16 protein-coding genes and 1 pseudogene are annotated in these 16039 nt (G+C 41.1%); 16 read left to right on the forward strand and 1 reads right to left on the reverse strand.

The window, feature by feature from the left end; genetic code table 11:
- Nucleotides 1–634, forward strand: a 634-nt coding sequence (locus BIV59_RS08980; RefSeq protein ID WP_071351142.1) for an ABC transporter permease subunit, incomplete at its 5' end; no start/stop codon positions are given.
- Nucleotides 635–640: 6 nt separating this feature from the next.
- Entirely contained in the window at nucleotides 641–1552 is a 912-nt protein-coding gene (locus tag BIV59_RS08985) for an ABC transporter permease subunit (protein ID WP_071351143.1), read from the forward strand.
- Nucleotides 1553–1707: 155 nt separating this feature from the next.
- Here BIV59_RS08985 and BIV59_RS08990 read toward each other — a convergent pair whose 3' ends face one another.
- Nucleotides 1708–1956 carry a ferredoxin gene (locus tag BIV59_RS08990; RefSeq protein WP_071351144.1) on the reverse strand — a complete coding sequence of 83 codons (249 nt, stop codon included), beginning with the start codon at nucleotides 1954–1956 and terminating at the stop codon, nucleotides 1708–1710.
- Nucleotides 1957–2272: 316 nt separating this feature from the next.
- Between BIV59_RS08990 and BIV59_RS08995 the strand changes: the two genes are divergently transcribed.
- From BIV59_RS08995 to BIV59_RS09055, 14 genes and pseudogenes are all read left to right on the forward strand, one after another.
- The gene (locus BIV59_RS08995) at nucleotides 2273–3346 is read left to right on the forward strand and encodes a YpbB family protein (protein ID WP_071351145.1); all 1074 of its coding nucleotides are present in this window, start codon (nucleotides 2273–2275) and stop codon (nucleotides 3344–3346) included.
- Entirely contained in the window at nucleotides 3343–4860 is a 1518-nt protein-coding gene (locus tag BIV59_RS09000; RefSeq protein ID WP_071351146.1) for a RecQ family ATP-dependent DNA helicase, read from the forward strand. Before BIV59_RS08995 ends, BIV59_RS09000 begins: the two co-directional genes overlap by 4 nt.
- Nucleotides 4850–5431 (forward strand): CPBP family intramembrane glutamic endopeptidase, encoded by a 582-nt coding sequence (locus BIV59_RS09005; RefSeq protein ID WP_071351147.1) that lies wholly within the window; start codon nucleotides 4850–4852, stop codon nucleotides 5429–5431. Before BIV59_RS09000 ends, BIV59_RS09005 begins: the two co-directional genes overlap by 11 nt.
- Before the next feature lie 15 nt (nucleotides 5432–5446).
- Nucleotides 5447–6205, forward strand: coding sequence for a LysM peptidoglycan-binding domain-containing protein (locus BIV59_RS09010; RefSeq protein WP_071351148.1), 759 nt, complete (start codon nucleotides 5447–5449; stop codon nucleotides 6203–6205).
- Between the two features lie 32 nt (nucleotides 6206–6237).
- Nucleotides 6238–6312: pseudogene (locus BIV59_RS23920) on the forward strand (ATP-binding cassette domain-containing protein); the annotation flags it as partial.
- Between the two features lie 567 nt (nucleotides 6313–6879).
- Nucleotides 6880–7536, forward strand: coding sequence for a GntR family transcriptional regulator (locus BIV59_RS09015; protein WP_071351149.1), 657 nt, complete (start codon nucleotides 6880–6882; stop codon nucleotides 7534–7536).
- Nucleotides 7537–7540: 4 nt separating this feature from the next.
- On the forward strand, nucleotides 7541–8845 hold the full coding sequence (locus BIV59_RS09020) for an MFS transporter (protein ID WP_205684385.1): 1305 nt from the start codon (nucleotides 7541–7543) through the stop codon (nucleotides 8843–8845).
- Nucleotides 8846–8949: 104 nt separating this feature from the next.
- Nucleotides 8950–10149, forward strand: coding sequence for a CaiB/BaiF CoA transferase family protein (locus tag BIV59_RS09025; protein ID WP_205684386.1), 1200 nt, complete (start codon nucleotides 8950–8952; stop codon nucleotides 10147–10149).
- Between the two features lie 16 nt (nucleotides 10150–10165).
- The gene (locus tag BIV59_RS09030; RefSeq protein ID WP_071351151.1) at nucleotides 10166–11440 is read left to right on the forward strand and encodes a 3-isopropylmalate dehydratase large subunit; all 1275 of its coding nucleotides are present in this window, start codon (nucleotides 10166–10168) and stop codon (nucleotides 11438–11440) included.
- Nucleotides 11440–11937 (forward strand): LeuD/DmdB family oxidoreductase small subunit, encoded by a 498-nt coding sequence (locus BIV59_RS09035; RefSeq protein WP_071351152.1) that lies wholly within the window; start codon nucleotides 11440–11442, stop codon nucleotides 11935–11937. Before BIV59_RS09030 ends, BIV59_RS09035 begins: the two co-directional genes overlap by 1 nt.
- 25 nt (nucleotides 11938–11962) lie before the next feature.
- Nucleotides 11963–12865 (forward strand): hydroxymethylglutaryl-CoA lyase, encoded by a 903-nt coding sequence (locus BIV59_RS09040; RefSeq protein WP_071351153.1) that lies wholly within the window; start codon nucleotides 11963–11965, stop codon nucleotides 12863–12865.
- 24 nt (nucleotides 12866–12889) lie between these two features.
- Nucleotides 12890–13645: a maleate cis-trans isomerase family protein gene (locus BIV59_RS09045; protein WP_071351154.1), complete on the forward strand. Its 756-nt coding sequence runs from the start codon at nucleotides 12890–12892 to the stop codon at nucleotides 13643–13645.
- Nucleotides 13646–13740: 95 nt separating this feature from the next.
- Nucleotides 13741–14823 carry a tartrate dehydrogenase gene (locus tag BIV59_RS09050; RefSeq protein WP_071351155.1) on the forward strand — a complete coding sequence of 361 codons (1083 nt, stop codon included), beginning with the start codon at nucleotides 13741–13743 and terminating at the stop codon, nucleotides 14821–14823.
- Between the two features lie 566 nt (nucleotides 14824–15389).
- Nucleotides 15390–15848: a YpbF family protein gene (locus BIV59_RS09055; RefSeq protein ID WP_071351156.1), complete on the forward strand. Its 459-nt coding sequence runs from the start codon at nucleotides 15390–15392 to the stop codon at nucleotides 15846–15848.
- The last annotated feature ends 191 nt before the right edge of the window (nucleotides 15849–16039 follow it).

A 16039-nucleotide genomic window follows, 5' to 3' on the forward strand; every position in this document is an offset into this window, starting at 1 on the left:
ACCTAAAGCCTATACATATTCTATGACCATTTTATTGATATCACTAATTTTATCAATGATCATCGCCGTTTTAGTTACATTTATCTATATTTATCTGCCAAGGAAAGCTAAAAGGATTGTAATGAAAATTATTACAATCACCGAAATATTACCTGATATATTTATTATTATTTCTATTCAATACTTAATAATCTATATTTATAAACATACTGGTATAAAAATTTTTCAATTATATGGATTTAGTTCTAATATTTATGTCATTCCTATTTTTTGTTTAATGATTATACCGCTGTTTATGTTGATAAGATTACTAATTGCCATTACTGAAGAGGAATATGAAAAGATGTATGTTGAATTTGCAGTAGCGACAGGTGTCTCTAGAAGTCAAATTTTCTTTAAACACGTATTTAGAAATTTATGTTATTCTTTATTGCAATATTTGACAGTAATTTATTGGGTTATGCTGTCTAGCTTGATAATTATTGAATATTTATTTCAAATGAAAGGATTTACCCTTTTAATGTACCGTTTTATGTCTGAAGATGTACTTGCTATAGGCATCATTCTAATTTTAATCCCATATGGAATAATATTTTTATTAATAAAATCAACCGTTATAAAAACGGGAGTGTGATTTGTTATGTTGAATTTTATTAAAAAAAAGCCACTGCTAACACTTTTAGTTATATTAATAACGATATGTATCATTAGTTTATTTTATAGTGTAATAGTTAAGGAACATATTAAGGCTGATAGAATACATATAACAGAAAATGGTGATACTGAATTTGCTCCATTTCCTCCATCCATTCATCATCCGTTAGGAACTGATAGAGGCGGAAATGATTTAGTTTTAAGAGTACTCGATGGTGCAAAATATACTATTTTTTTTATTACCATAGTATCTCTTGCCAGAATCATAATTAGCATTACATGTGCTTATCTTTTAGTATTTCCACTTAAGAAGGTCAGCAATAAAATACAGCTTTTTTTAATGCCCTTTCAGTATATTCCGGCTTTTGTTTTAGTAATTATTCTTTCTCAAGACCTTATATTCTTGAAGGCTCAAATGGGCTATACCAAAATGATTATAATTCAGCTTTTGATCATAATTTTTGTGGGATTTCCTATATTAATAAATACTGTTTCAAATGAAATGAAAGAAATAGTAAAAAGTTCATACATAGAGGCCTCCATGCATTTAGGTGCTTCTAATTGGCGTATCTTAACGAAACATATAGTGCCAGTTATGAAAAATCGCTTAATTAGTTTATTTTTACAGCAAATTTCAGCTAATTTATTACTATTAATTCATTTGGGGGTATTTAAATATTTCATTGGGGGAATAAAGCCAGGGAATATTGCAGCAGATCCCGAAAGAGATGAAAAATACTTATCCCAATCCGGAGAATGGGCTGGTATGATTGGACAGAGCATAAACGATATATTAACTGCTCCATGGATATTATTTAGCCCGCTTTTACTATCAGTAATATTTTTAATAATAGTTAACTTACTGTCAAAACGGGAAGTTAAAATAGGCGAAAATTAGAAATTAAATATATTTAAGAAAGGCTGTTTTCGTAAACTTTGCTGCTTGAGCGATAAATAGACCTTTTAACATGAATGTATATGGAATAAACGGCACCCGCCCTTTGGGGAAGAATAACAAAAAAAGCCATCCTCATTTTGAGATGGCTTTTTTTGTTATTCGAATTTCATTGCGTCGCCGTCAAATGGTTCATCGGCAACTTTGATTGAATCTGTCGGGCACCCTTCAAATGCATCCATCATATCATCAAGGAGAACATCTGGAATCTCGACGATGCCTTCATTGTCATCTAGCGTAACAAATGCGATTCCTTCGTCATCATAATCATAAATGTCTGGCGCAGCAGCACCGCAAGCGCCGCATGCGATACATGTTTCTTTATCAACGATTGTATATTTTGCCATTAATATCCCTCCCGGTAGGTTCAGCGCTATCGCTCCCAAGAGGTTGGAAGCTCTAACTCTTTACTATTGTAAAACTGAAATACAAACTTTTCAATAAAAATCTCTGATACAGCGAGCTGTAAAGAGGGTTCCTGTATTTTTTTAGTGTGCGATATGAACGTAAACCCTTCAGCTGAACGCTTGCTGGGTCCAAGATATGGCGAAGATCTTATCTTCCATTTGAGCTGTTCGGTGCGGCGGCCGGTAATAAATTATCCACGGTATTCCTGCAATTTGATACAATGGAACTAACTTTACTATAGGGTTGTGATGGACATTGATTCGCCACTATTTAGAGGCTGTTATTTTATATAGTATTAAAATGTTTAAAGGTGAACGCTCTGTTCATGGAATTTATCATATGCTAAAAGGAAAAAAATCGTCACAGACCATTCAGGATGCACACTTCTTCCGCCTGTCTCCCTTGTTTGGGACCGTTCCTTCCCTTTCCAGGGAAGAATTGATGAAAACAGCGGCAGGCCTTGAGAATAATGGGCTTATTGATCCCGGAACAAGGGAAGATCATTTTATCATCAGCCGGCAGGGAGAGGAACTGCTCACAGAGTATCTGGACAAACAGCCATTGCCGGCGGCGCTTAATGGATTGAAATTCCATAGCGAAGCTTTTGCTTTTTGGGGACGGCTTTCATTGGTTATCCAATCCCTTTCGCATATTATTCGCTCTCAAAAATCCTTTTATCCGATTCAGCGGAATCTTGGCATACAAAGCTTTGTGAAACAGTTTCTGTCTGGCGCAGGAAAAAACCGCGTTCTTTTGTCAGAACATCTTTATTCGGAACTGGTCAGTCTTTTAGAAACAAGGGAAGCACTGGAACAGAAAATCTTTGTACTGAAATTGTCCGGAAGCCACCGCATCGGCTATACATATAATCAGATTGCTGCAGAGCTTGCAGATGATGAATGGCATATTAAGTTTGTGTTTCTTGGTACCATCCATTTTATGATGGAGCAAATATCTATGGGAAAGGGGGATTACCCTTTGCTTGCATCCTTGCTGAAAAATAAGGGGAACAGCAATAATGGTTCCTTGACACAATCGTCCAAAGCCACATTGGAACTTCTCGCAAAAGGCTATTCCCTGCAGGACATAGCGGGAATAAGGAAACTTAAGTCAAATACCATAGAAGACCATATTGTCGAAATCGCACTGGCAGACAAAGAATTTCCGATACATGACTATGTATCGGAGAAAGAAAAAATGCTCATTTTACGGGCGGCTGGCGAAAGTAAAACTAAACAGTTAAAATCCATTAAAATGCTGGTAAAAAATGAAAGCATCAGCTTTTTTAAAATTCGTCTTGTGCTCGCTAAAGCAGGGGATAACTTATGAATCTACATGCAGCATTAAATAATTATTTTGGTTTTAAGGAATTCCGTCCCGGCCAGGAGGAAATCATTTCTTCTCTGCTGGATGGAGAAGATACGATTGGCATGCTGCCGACAGGGTCAGGTAAATCGTTATGCTACCAGCTTCCGGTATATCTGCTGAATAAGCCGGCAATTATTGTTTCGCCGCTTCTGTCTTTGATGCAGGATCAGGCGGAACAGCTTAAAGCAGGTGGGGAAAAGAGTGTTTTGACCCTGAATTCCTTTTTATCTCCTGCTGAAAAAAGAAAGGCAATTGCAAACCTGCACAATTTCCGTTTCATATTTATGTCACCGGAAATGCTCGTACTTGAACATGTCAAGGCAGCTTTGATGCGTCTCGAGATCGGATTGTTTGTCATTGATGAAGCTCACTGCATTTCTCAATGGGGCTATGATTTCAGGCCGGAATACCTCGAACTGGGCGTGATAAGAGAGACGTTATCCAATCCGCTTACGTTAGCACTTACAGCTACCGCAACAAGGGAAGTGAGGAGCGATATCAAAGATAAGCTGGGGCTTAGCTCGTGCCGCGAAGTCATCTCCTCCGTGGACCGTGCCAATATCTCACTTATTGTGGAAAAACATCATTCATTTGATGATAAATTAAACCGCTTAATCGAACTGGTCCAATCCTTACAGGGACCGGGCATTATATACTTTTCGAGTAAAAAGGCCGCGGAATCCTCAGCGCAAAAATTATTGGAAATGGGGATAAAAGGGGTCGGCTGCTATCATGGGGGAATGGAGCAGGAAAATCGGATTCTGATTCAGCAGCAATTTTTAAACGGCCAGCTGAATATCATCTGTTCAACATCCGCGTTTGGCATGGGTGTCAACAAGGAAAATGTCAGATTTGTCATCCATTTTCACACCCCTGCCAGCATGGAGTCATATGTCCAGGAAATCGGCAGGGCAGGACGGGACGGTTTAGAAAGCCTGGCTGTCCTCTTATATTCCGACGGTGATGAAGGCCTGCCTATTCGTCTTTTGGAGCAGCAATTTCCTCTTCCTGCCCAAATGGAGGCTGTTTTTTCCTATATAAAAAATAATGGCGGAAATCCTGATGTGATGCTGCAGGAAGAGGAAAGGCTGATGATGGCATACTCCCTGAATGAAACTCAGTGGGGTTTCATTAAACATTTTATCCAAAATAACCGATTGAGAAGTATAGGGGATATACAAAGAGATATGGAAGAGTATGCAGCGGACAGAACGCAATACAATATGAAAAAGTTTCATCGCTTTTTCGGATGGCTGCACAGTTCCTTGTGCAGGCGTACAGGAATTATGCAATATTTTGAAGAGGAGCCGGCAGGCAAGAAGGAAAAGGATTGCTGTGACCATTGCGGATTGAGGGCAGAGGACTTTTTTAAAAGCATGCCAGATCAAAGTATTTACGGGAACAGCTTTAACTTCAGCTGGAAAGAAGAATTAGCCCGCTTTTTGCTTCTGAAAGATGTTCACGATGAAAAATAAACAAGCGGAATTGATCAAACAGCTCTCGGATAAACAGCTTATCTATAACTTATTTATTACGCAGCTGATATTATTGGCGGCAGCCCTGCTTTTAGGTCTATTTTTATTCCCGGATATTGCCTCATTTACTGCCTTGTTCAGGATAAGAGACATCAATATTGCGGTGATTGGACTGCCGGCAGGGGCTGCTGTTGTGGCTTTTGATATAATCATGATGAAAACCATCCCTGCTTCCTGGCAGGATGATGGAGGCGTCAACGAAAGGATTTTTAAAAGCCTCAGCTATCCGCTGGTGCCTGCTGCTGCCCTGATTGTCGCTTTTTGCGAAGAAGTGCTGTTTCGCGGGGTAATCCAGACAAATATTGGGCTAGTTTGGACAAGCGTTATATTTGCGCTCGTTCATTACCGGTATTTATTTAAATGGTATCTGCTGGTGAACATTGCAGGCCTTAGCTTTTTTATCGGCTGGATTTATAGCATAACAGGAAATTTAATGGTAACCATCACTGCCCATTTTATTATTGATTTCATCCTGGGAATTATACTGAAAAATAAGCAGGGAAAAGCCTGAAGAAAGAGGATGTTTATGGACACGGAAAGAACTTCACAGCAAGATCAAGCCCATGAGCTGAGAACGAAAGCAGAGAGGCTGAAAACAAATCCGTCTCTGCCAAGCAGAAGTGAAATACATCGAAATAAAAAAAAGAAAACCAAATTGAAAATCAAATTTCCTTTGCTTAAGCTGCTGGCCTTATTTTTTATTCTTTTGCCGATTACCATTTACTTTTTGAATGCACATCTTAAAAGTCCCTTAAAGATACTTTCTCATTCTGAGCCATCCAATGTTGAGCATGTGGAAATTGTCGATGAACCTGTAAGCACGGCTGGGGAAATTGAGAAAGATGCATCAGCGGAAACGGAAAAGAAATCTGCTGCCCCTGTAAAAACGGAAACCCAAAGCTCGCCGCAGAGAACAGCTTCTCCGGCACTTGAGAGGAATGCAAAGACAGCTTCCGCAGCACCTGAGAAGAAAGCAGTGCCTGCTTTGCCGGCACCAAAGAAGAAAGCTGAAACATCCTCAGCTGCGCCCAAGAAAGCTGAAACAGCAAAGTCGCAGAAAAAGGCGGCTCCTGCATACAGCGGAAAAGCAAATAGTGCCCCGGCTGCTTCTGCCAGCCACTATAAAATCCTGCTGCACACCGTAAAACCGCAGGAAACCATGTACCATATTTCAATGACATATTACCATTCAAAGGACGGCATACCGCTTATAATGAAGTGGAATCACTTGTCTAGCTACGATTTAGCAGCGGGCCAGGTGCTGAAAATTCCGATTAAACAATAATAAAGAGTTGATATAATGGGGAGCTTCAAAGGGGCAGACAACGGCAGCGGGCAGCGATCGCTCGTGCATTAGTTGTGCAGCCTACTTTGCTTTTATTGGATGAACCATGGAGGAAAACTGGGATAAGTTTCAGTAGTAAGCGATGCAGGAATAGTAAGGTCATTGGTTCTATAAGCAAACTAAAGATGTTGCAAAGTTTCAAATGAGATGGAAGAGACTTAATCACATTCTCCTGAAAAATAGATCAGCACTTAGGAGTGCGTATGTCACTAAAATGAATAGATGAAATAAGGAATCGGCTAAATGGCCGGTTTTTTTTTTTGTCTTGATAGTCGAACCACGCAAAGCTGGGCTAATTAAATTTTCATTCGAGTATTTTGACTCAGCGAAATCGTAGACGACTGAAAATCTGACTCTCAAATTGATCGCGATAATCAAATAACGCATAAGTTCGTTCAGTAAATCTAGTCTTTTTATGCCTAGTAGCACTTAAGTGCGAAGTGCAGCCGTAATTAATTGTTTCGTTTCGGGCACGGAGATATGTTTTAAGATAGTAATATTCAGAAAATATTATATTTTTAAACGTCAACCGTTGACTGTCGACAAAAAATCTATTATCATACAATTAAGTAATTTGAAAGCGCTTCCCATTTATCCTTGAAAGGAGTGATTTATTGAAAACCGTAGTGAAGAGTGAGCCATTACATTCTCAGGTCTATCAATTAATAAAAAAGAAATTATTAGAAGGATACTTTCAACCTGGAGAAAGACTAATAGAAGTAAGGTTGGCAGAAGAATACAGAATCAGCAGGGCACCGGTACGGGAAGCATTGAGAATGTTAATCCAGGATGGATTAGTTATACAAAACGGCAATGCTCTGTATGTGTTTGAACCAACGTTACAGGATATGATTGATATTTATCAATGCAGGCAAAGGTTAGAATCGCTTGCAGCGAAGCTTGCTGCACTAAATATTACAGATAAACAGTTTGAGAGACTTAACGGAATACTTCTAGAAACAAATAGTGCCTGGTATAGAGGGGACATGGATCAGGTTGTGCAGCTGAATATATGTTTTCATGAAACTGTCCTTGAGGCTTCAGGGAACCGTCAATTAGTTTCCTTGACCAGCATGATTAGAGATAAAGTTACCTATCTGCGAAATTGCAGCTTTAAGGGAAACGTAAGGGATGAAAGCTTTTTAAAAGAACATGAACAGATTGTTAAAGCATTAGGGGAAAAAGATGATGTAAAAGCAGAAGTAACAATGCACGATCATATAGAAAATGATTTACAGGCACTCATATCATTATACAAAAACAGGGGGTAACAAAATGGGGATGCCTTTAAAAGCTGAATCAATTCCACAACCAGCCGTCTCGCAAAAAGGTGCTTATAACACGTTAATTGGTTCCTGGCTAGGCTGGCTTTTCGATGCTCTTGATGCAGGTATTTTTGGGTTTGTCATTCTCGCAATTTCTGTATCGTTCAAGGTGGAAATCAGTGCAGTTGTTTCAACGGTTGCATGGTTCCTTTTAGCAACTGGTATTGGCGGATACTTGTTGGGCAACATTTCTGACCGTATCGGCAGAAAGAAAACATTGGTGATTTCTGTCCTGGCTTACGGTATAGGCACGCTGCTTTGCGGTGTTGCGGAGAGTGTTGTTCAACTGAATATCTGCCGCTTTGTTGTCGGGGTTGCTGTAGGCGGGCTTTGGTCAGCTGCCGCTGCTCTTATTTCTGAAGTATGGGCTCCCCAAAAACGCGCGAAAGCCATTGCTTTAATGCAGACAGGCTGGGCGGGTGGCAACCTTTTAGCTGCTATCTTTGCGTGGTCTATCTTAAATCCTGCGGAACCTGAATCATGGAGAAACCTTTTTATGATCGCCAGTATTCCTGCTTTCGCAACAGTATTGTATATATTATTGTTTGTAAAAGAATCACCAGTTTGGCTTGCCAACCGTGATTACATAAAGAAGAATTCCAAAAAAGCCGGAATTGGGGCCATTTTCAAACGTGAACACATTAAAATTACAATTCTAGCATTGGCTGTTTCCATTCTTGGCATGATTGGTTACTGGATTATCTTTACTTTCGTTCCAACATACCTTCAAAAGGTACTTGGAATCCGTATCGACCAGGCTCCTGTATTCCTGATTTGGACAGGCGTTGGTGCCATGTTGGGATATATTGTATACGGTTACATGGCTGATAAAATTGGCCGGAGATTTTCTTTTATGGTCTTCTTTATTGGAATGACTATCATGGTCCCTGTTTTCACCTATGTTTCAAGCCATATGCCGCTTACTGATGGAAGGCTGCTGCTAAGTGGTCACAACGTAATGGTTCTGGGCATTATTTCTGCCCTTCTCGGTTTCTTTACCGGTTATTTCAGCGGTTTTGGCGCATGGTATTCAGAATTATTTCCAACAAGCATCCGTGCCACTGCTGCAGGCTTTTGCTTCAACTTTGGCCGTGTAGGTGCCATTGGAGGAATTATAGTTGTTCCCATGCTTCTTGCAGCAGGATTCACGTATCCGGTGGTTATCACTCTGGCTGCTGTTTCATACTTTATTGCTGCCTTCCTTGTTTTAGCTATCCCTGAAACAAAAGGTGTCGAACTGACAAGCGGCAACTAACTTTATTTACACTAGATTCAATACTTCTCTTCCCTTTTGAAAATAACGGAAGAGAAGTTTTATTCGTTTTTCATTACAACTATAGAATTCGGGAGATGATTGAGATGGGAAGAAAAGCACTCGAAGGGTTAAGGGTGTTGGAAATGGGCCAATTGATTGCGGGGCCGTTTGCTTCTCGTTTATTGGCAGAGTTTGGCGCAGAGGTTATTAAGGTTGAATCGCCAACTACAGGTGATCCAATACGCACATGGCGTGTAGTTGAGAATGGCACAAGTCTTTGGTGGTATGTGCAATCAAGAAATAAAAAATCAGTAACCATAGATCTTCGCCAGCAGGATGGACAAGACCTCATAAGGGGGCTAGTAAAAGAAATTGATATTTTAATAGAAAATTTCCGCCCGGGAACAATGGAAAAATGGGGCTTGTGCTATGAAGAATTAAAGAAAATCAATCCACGATTAATCATGATTCGGGTTTCGGGCTACGGACAGGATGGCCCTTATCGGGATAAACCGGGTTTTGGTTCAATTGGAGAGGCAATGGGCGGCCTTCGATATATCACCGGTTACCCGGATCGTCCGCCAACACGTGTCGGCATAAGTATTGGTGACTCACTATCTGCCTTATATTCCGTAATAGGTGCGTTAATGGCCGTTTATCACAGGGATGTAAATGGAACCGGTGAAGGGCAAGTAATTGACGTAGCACTTTACGAATCAGTATTTAGTCTGATGGAAAGCACACTTCCTGAGTATGACCGAGCAGGAGTCATTCGTGAAAGAACAGGCAGCACCTTGCCTGGCATTACTCCCTCCAACACATATGCTTGTGCAGACGGCAAGTATGTTGTCATTGGGGCAAACGGTGACGCCATTTTTAAAAGATTAATGAATGCAATAGGCCGGGAGGAGATTGCGGAGGATCCGCGCTTTGAAAATAATGCGAAACGTTCAGAACACGCCGAATACCTGGATGGATTGATTGGTGATTGGACAAAAAGTATGCCATTTATTGAGGTAATGGAGCATTTGGACAATGCAAAAGTTCCGGCGGGCTCCATTTATTCTGTGGAGGATATTGTAAATGATCCTCATTACCGGGCAAGGCAAATGATCCAGGAAGTTGCCGTGGAAGGGCTTGGAACGCTGAAGATGCCGGGTGTTGTACCAAAAATGAGTGCTACACCGGGCGGTATTGAATGGGCAGGGCCGAAGCTTGGGCAGCATACTGAAAATGTCCTAGAAGAGAACCTTGGCCTGACAAAAGAGCAAATACAAGGTTTGAAGGAAAATGGAATTATATAAGAAGGGGTTGTTTTGAATGGGAATGACCATGTCTGAAAAAATACTGGCAAAAGCCTCCGGGCAGCCCAGTGTAAAGGCAGGGGATATCATTTGGGCAAAGGTAGATATCGCACTTATGCATGATTTATTGGGACCCTGGCTCGTTGATGGCGGATTTAAACGCCTCGGCGGAAAACTCCATAATAAAGATAAGGTCGTTGTCGTTTCTGATCACTGTACACCGCCGGCTACAGTACAGCAGGCAGATATTTTAAAATTCACCCGTGACTGGGCGCGTGAGCAGGGCCTTTCTTTTTACTATGAATTTGAGGGGCCATGCCACCAGGTTATCGCCGAACACGGACATGTTCGTCCGGGAAGGCTGATTCTAGGAACGGATTCCCATACCTGTATGGCAGGAGGGCTTGGAGCTTTTGCAACCGGCATAGGCTCGACAGAAATGATTGGTGTCCTCCTTACCGGGGAAACGTGGTTAAAGGTTCCTGAAACAATAAAAATTGTATGGGATGGCGAGCTTCCGGAAGGCGTGTTTGCAAAGGATATGGTTTTAAAGACCATTAAAGACCTTGGTCATGCCGGCGCTACCTACCAGGCACTTGAATTTTCAGGTTCTGCCATTCAAAGCCTTTCTATAGATGAGCGCCTCGTACTGTCCAATATGGCAGTAGAAGCGGGAGCGAAAACAGGCTTGATTCAGCCGGATGAAAAAGTAATTGAATATTTAAGATCGAAGGGCGTAAACGATGATATCGAATTGTTTGCAAGCGATGAAGACGCGGAATACGTCCGTACCCTTTACTATAATGCTTCTGAACTGGAACCCCAGGTTGCCTGCCCGCATGAGGTTGACAATGTTCATCCGGTAAGTTCGGTAGAAGGTGCAAAGGTGGACCAGGTTTATCTTGGTTCCTGTACAAACGGAAGAATCAGTGACTTAAGGATTGCGGCGCAAATTTTAAAAGGAAATAAAATCGCCAAAGGTATTCGGTGCCTCGTTGTTCCGGCTTCCCAGCATATCTGGATGCAGGCAAATAAAGAGGGATTGCTGGAAATATTGACTGAAGCTGGCTGTATCGTAAACATGCCATCATGCGGGGCATGCGGAGGTTTTACGAGCGGTGTTATCGGAGCTGGTGAAGTCGTTATGTCGTCATCCAACCGGAATTTCAGAGGCAGAATGGGCAGCCCTAAAGGCGAAGTGTATCTTGGTTCACCGGCAACTGTCGCTGCAACAGCGCTTGAAGGAAAAATAACAGACCCTAGAAGGTATTTATTAGAGGGGGTAAGGTAATGTCTTTACAAATCCGCGGACGAGTTTGGAAATACGGGGACAATATTAATACAGATATCATATCACCGGGCCAATATATGAGCCTCCCTGTTGATAAACAGGCCGAGCATGCAATGGAAGCAATAGACCCAGCTTTTCATGAAAAAATCCAGCCGGGCGATATTCTAGTAGCCGGCAATAATTTTGGATCCGGCTCCAGCCGGGAAACAGCACAAATGGTGTTAAAGCATCATAAAATTGGTGCAATCGTTGCGAATTCCTTCGCCAGGATTTTCTACCGTAATTCCATCAATGTGGGACTTCCCGTGGTAGAAATGTCCGATACTTCTTTAATTGAAGAAGGCGATGAGATTGAAATTGACCTTTTGGCTGGAAAAGTCATCAATCATACAAAACAAGCCGAATACAAAGGCACCAAGCTGCCTGAGCATTTAATAGAAATGGTGAAGCTCGGTGGCCTTGAACCCTATTTAGCTAAGAAACTGGGAATTTCCTAATCTGGAGAAAAAGGAGGGTTCCTACATGAAACTTCCAGAAAAAGTAGAGATCATTGAAGTTGGGCCAAGGGATGGAATACAGAATGAAGCCAATTTTATTCCAACTGAAAAGAAAATTGAATTAATCAATGCTTTAAATAAGACAGGAATTAAAAGGATGGAAGCAACTTCTTTTGTGCATCCAAAATATGTACCTCAAATGAAGGATGCAAAGGAAGTACTGGAAGGAATCGAGCGTAATCTTTCTATCCAATATATGGCGCTGATTCCCAATGAAAAGGGATATGACCGTGCAGTTGAAAGTGGTATAAATGCTCTATCTCTTGTTGTAGGTGCAAGCGACAGTTTTAATCTGAAAAATGTAAAAATGACGAAAGATCAATCTGTCGAAAATTTAAGAGCTGTAATTAGAAAATCAAAAGAAAAGGATATTTTCATCCGATACAATATTGCCACCTCCTTTTGGTGCCCGTATAAGGGGGAGGTAAATCCGAACTTAGTATTAGAGATGGTGAAGCAGGCCGAGGAGCTTGGAGCGGATGAAATCGTGTTGTGTGATACTATTGGCAGAGCCAATCCTTACCAGGTTTCCGAATTATTTGAGAAAGCTTTATCTTTAAAAACAAATGCGGCTATTTCTGCCCATTTCCATGATACGTATGGGTTTGCACTGGCAAATGTGGCTGCTGCTCTAGAAGTGGGTATAACCCGTTTCGATGCTTCCATTGGGGGCTTGGGCGGATGTCCGTTTGCACCGGGTGCAGCAGGCAATGCAGCTACAGAGGATATTGTTTTTATGCTGCATGAAATGGGTGTTGATACAGGAATTGATCTTCAGCGGCTTCTGGCTTGCGTTGAAATCGTCAGGCCACTAACGAGCCGAAATTTAACCGGACATTTACACAAGGTACAGGAATGCCAAATTTAAATACATCTTTTAGGAGGAACAACAATGACTAAAAATTATCGAGTAGGATTAATTGTACCAAGTTCAAATACTACAATGGAAACTGAAATACCTGCAATGCTTAACTCAAGGCTACAGTTATTCCCTGAGGAAACGTTTACTTTCCATTCATCACGGATGCGGATGATGCACGTAAATCCTGAAGAGTTAAAAAAGATGGATGTGGAGAGCGACCGCTGTGCGGTAGAATTATCTGATGCGCGCTGTGACGTGCTTGCCTATGCATGCCTGATTGCCATTATGTGCCAGGGTCCCGGATACCACCAAATTTCAGAGGAAAGATTAGGAAAAGCAACAGCCGATAATGGGGCAGCCACTCCAATTGTCAGCAGTGCCGGCGCTCTTATTGAAGGAATTGAGACAATCGGTGCAAAAAAAGTTTCAATTATTACCCCTTATATGAAACCATTAACCAATATGGTGATTGAGTATCTCAATACGGCTGGAATTGAAGTGATTGATTCCATCAGCCTTGAAGTTGCAGATAATCTTGAAGTGGGAAGATTGGACCCAATGAACTTGATTCAACATGCCGAAAGGTTAAATGTTGAAGGCGCAGATGCGGTTGTACTTTCCGCGTGTGTACAGATGCCTTCTCTTCCTGCAATTCAAAAGGTTCAGGACAAGCTTGGGCTTCCAGTGCTATCTGCAGCAACTTCCACAGTATATAATATTCTTAAAGGCTTAAATTTAAAAGCAGAAGTTCCAAATGCGGGAGCGCTGCTATCCGGTAAATATTAAGATAAAATAAAAGGATGGCGGGATAATAGCCATCCTTTTTGCCATGATTTAATGAAATATGAATGTAAAATTATGCACCGTTGAGGAGAAATTTTATGAAAAAAATCTATAAAATAGCGGTAATAGCGGGAGACGGCATCGGTCCGGAAGTTTTAACAGAAGGTATTAAAGTGCTGGAAAAAGCAGCCGAACTGGATGGCAGTTTTGAATTTGAATTCTCGCATTTCCCATGGGGCTGTGAATATTATGCAAAGCATGGAAAAATGATGGACGATGACGGACTTGAACAGTTGAAAGCTTTTGATGCCATTTATCTTGGCGCTGTGGGCTACCCGGGGGTTCCGGATCATATCTCACTCTGGGATCTTTTGCTCAAAATCCGTAAAGGTTTCGACCAGTATGTAAATCTTCGTCCGATCCGATTGCTCGAGGGAGCGCCTTGCCCGCTTAAGGATGTAACCCTGGACCAGGTAGATATGCTGGTTATCCGCGAAAACAGCGAGGGTGAATATGCGGGTGCGGGGGATTGGCTCTATAAAGGCAAGCCGCATGAAGTAGTATTGCAGACCGGTATCTTCTCAAGGCATGGTGTCGAAAGGATTATCCGCTATGCATATGAAGAAGCACGCAAACAAGGAAAATCACTTACCAGTATCAGTAAAGGCAATGCGCTTAATTATTCTATGGTATTTTGGGATCAGGTTTTTGAGGAGGTTGGGAAGGAATATCCGGACGTAAAAACATATTCCTACCTGGTTGATGCTGCCGCGATGTTTTTTATAAAACAGCCATGGCGCTTTGAAATCGTAGTAACCTCCAATTTATTTGGTGATATCATTACCGATTTAGGAGCGGCCATTGCGGGAGGGCTGGGCCTGGCTGCAGGAGCCAATATTAATCCTGAGCGCCAATATCCTTCAATGTTTGAGCCAATCCATGGTTCAGCTCCGGATATTGCGGGAAAAGGAATAGCAAACCCTTTGGCATCAATCTGGTCTGCCAGCCAAATCCTGGATTTCTTTGGCCATGAGGGTTGGGGGAGAGAAGTTCTTCTGGCTATTGAAAAGGTGATGACAGAAGGGAAAGTATTGACACCTGATATGGGCGGTCAATCTTCTACTCAGGAAGTCGGGACTGCAGTAACGGAGACATTGTGGAGCCCTCAGGTATCAATATAAACGGATGCAAAAATCGGGGACATATTTTCTATCAAACGGCCACTGACCCCGACAAGTTTTTAAAAAAGGGCTGCTTTACCGTCTGGTAACAAATAGTTCAAGATACTTAGTAATTTAAGAGATAGATTTTGAGAGCAAAGAGAAATCTTTGGTCTCTTTGTTGTTCACAGGAGCCTTTAAGACGAGAAAATAGAGGAAATTCCAGATGTTGCATCATTTCATTCAACATATTAATAGAGAAACTAGATATCGCGAAAAGGTAATGATAAACCACGACCGCGATATAACTAATATGGTTCTTGAATTTGAAGACAGGCCGATAATTTCGTCTAACCGTATTGGCAGCAACTTACTAACCACTTTATCACTCCTTATTCATACCTTGCCTTTAATGTTATTTCGCAGTGAAATCAAAAATCCCTTTTAATAAACAACAAAGTCAACGAAAACAGTCGAAAAATCATCCTGTAAGCAGGCCTGCCAGCACTGTGCCTTTCTTTTGTGAATATATTTGGTACAAGCGCATATAGTTTTCCTGAGAGATTGTTATAAGGAGGCAGACCGTCATGGAATCTGCGATTATAATGCTTGATGAAAATACAGATCAGGCAACAAGGCAAATGCTTCAGAAAGTAATCGAGAAAAAAAGAAAATACGAACGCTTAAAAAACAAGCATATTTTCAGCATTTGGACCTCTATGATTATGGCTGTCCTATTGTTTGGGTATGTGTATTATTATATTGTTGTACCATATTCTTCTTCTTTTTTTACTATGTTTTCAATGTTTGTTGACCGCTTTTCACACTTTGTATTTTTATCAGCTTCAATAGGCATGTATGGGTATATGCTTATGGTAAAAAAGAAAATGGATAAAGCTGAAAAAGAATATCATGGCTTGCGCTGTGAAATTATTGATAAAAGCAAGGATCTCTGGAAAAAGGAACAGGAGTGGAAAAACCGCCATAAGGTATTTGAAATGATGAAAAGCAACTATGATATAAACCTATATCATGAAAGTAAATAAATACATGGATATTCTCTCTTTAATGAGGGGATTTTTTTTCATAGAGAGGATTTCGTGCAGTCTGAGGCGCAGGCAGCCATACAAAGCTTGCGCTGGCCGTCATTTATAGATAGTGTAGGAATATATAGGAATGTCAATAATCAATGTATCGAATAATGCTGTTTTGAAATCAGATCTTATTAGAGGGAAGG

This window comes from Bacillus sp. MUM 13 (assembly GCF_001866725.1).
Taxonomy (GTDB): domain Bacteria; phylum Bacillota; class Bacilli; order Bacillales; family DSM-1321; genus Peribacillus.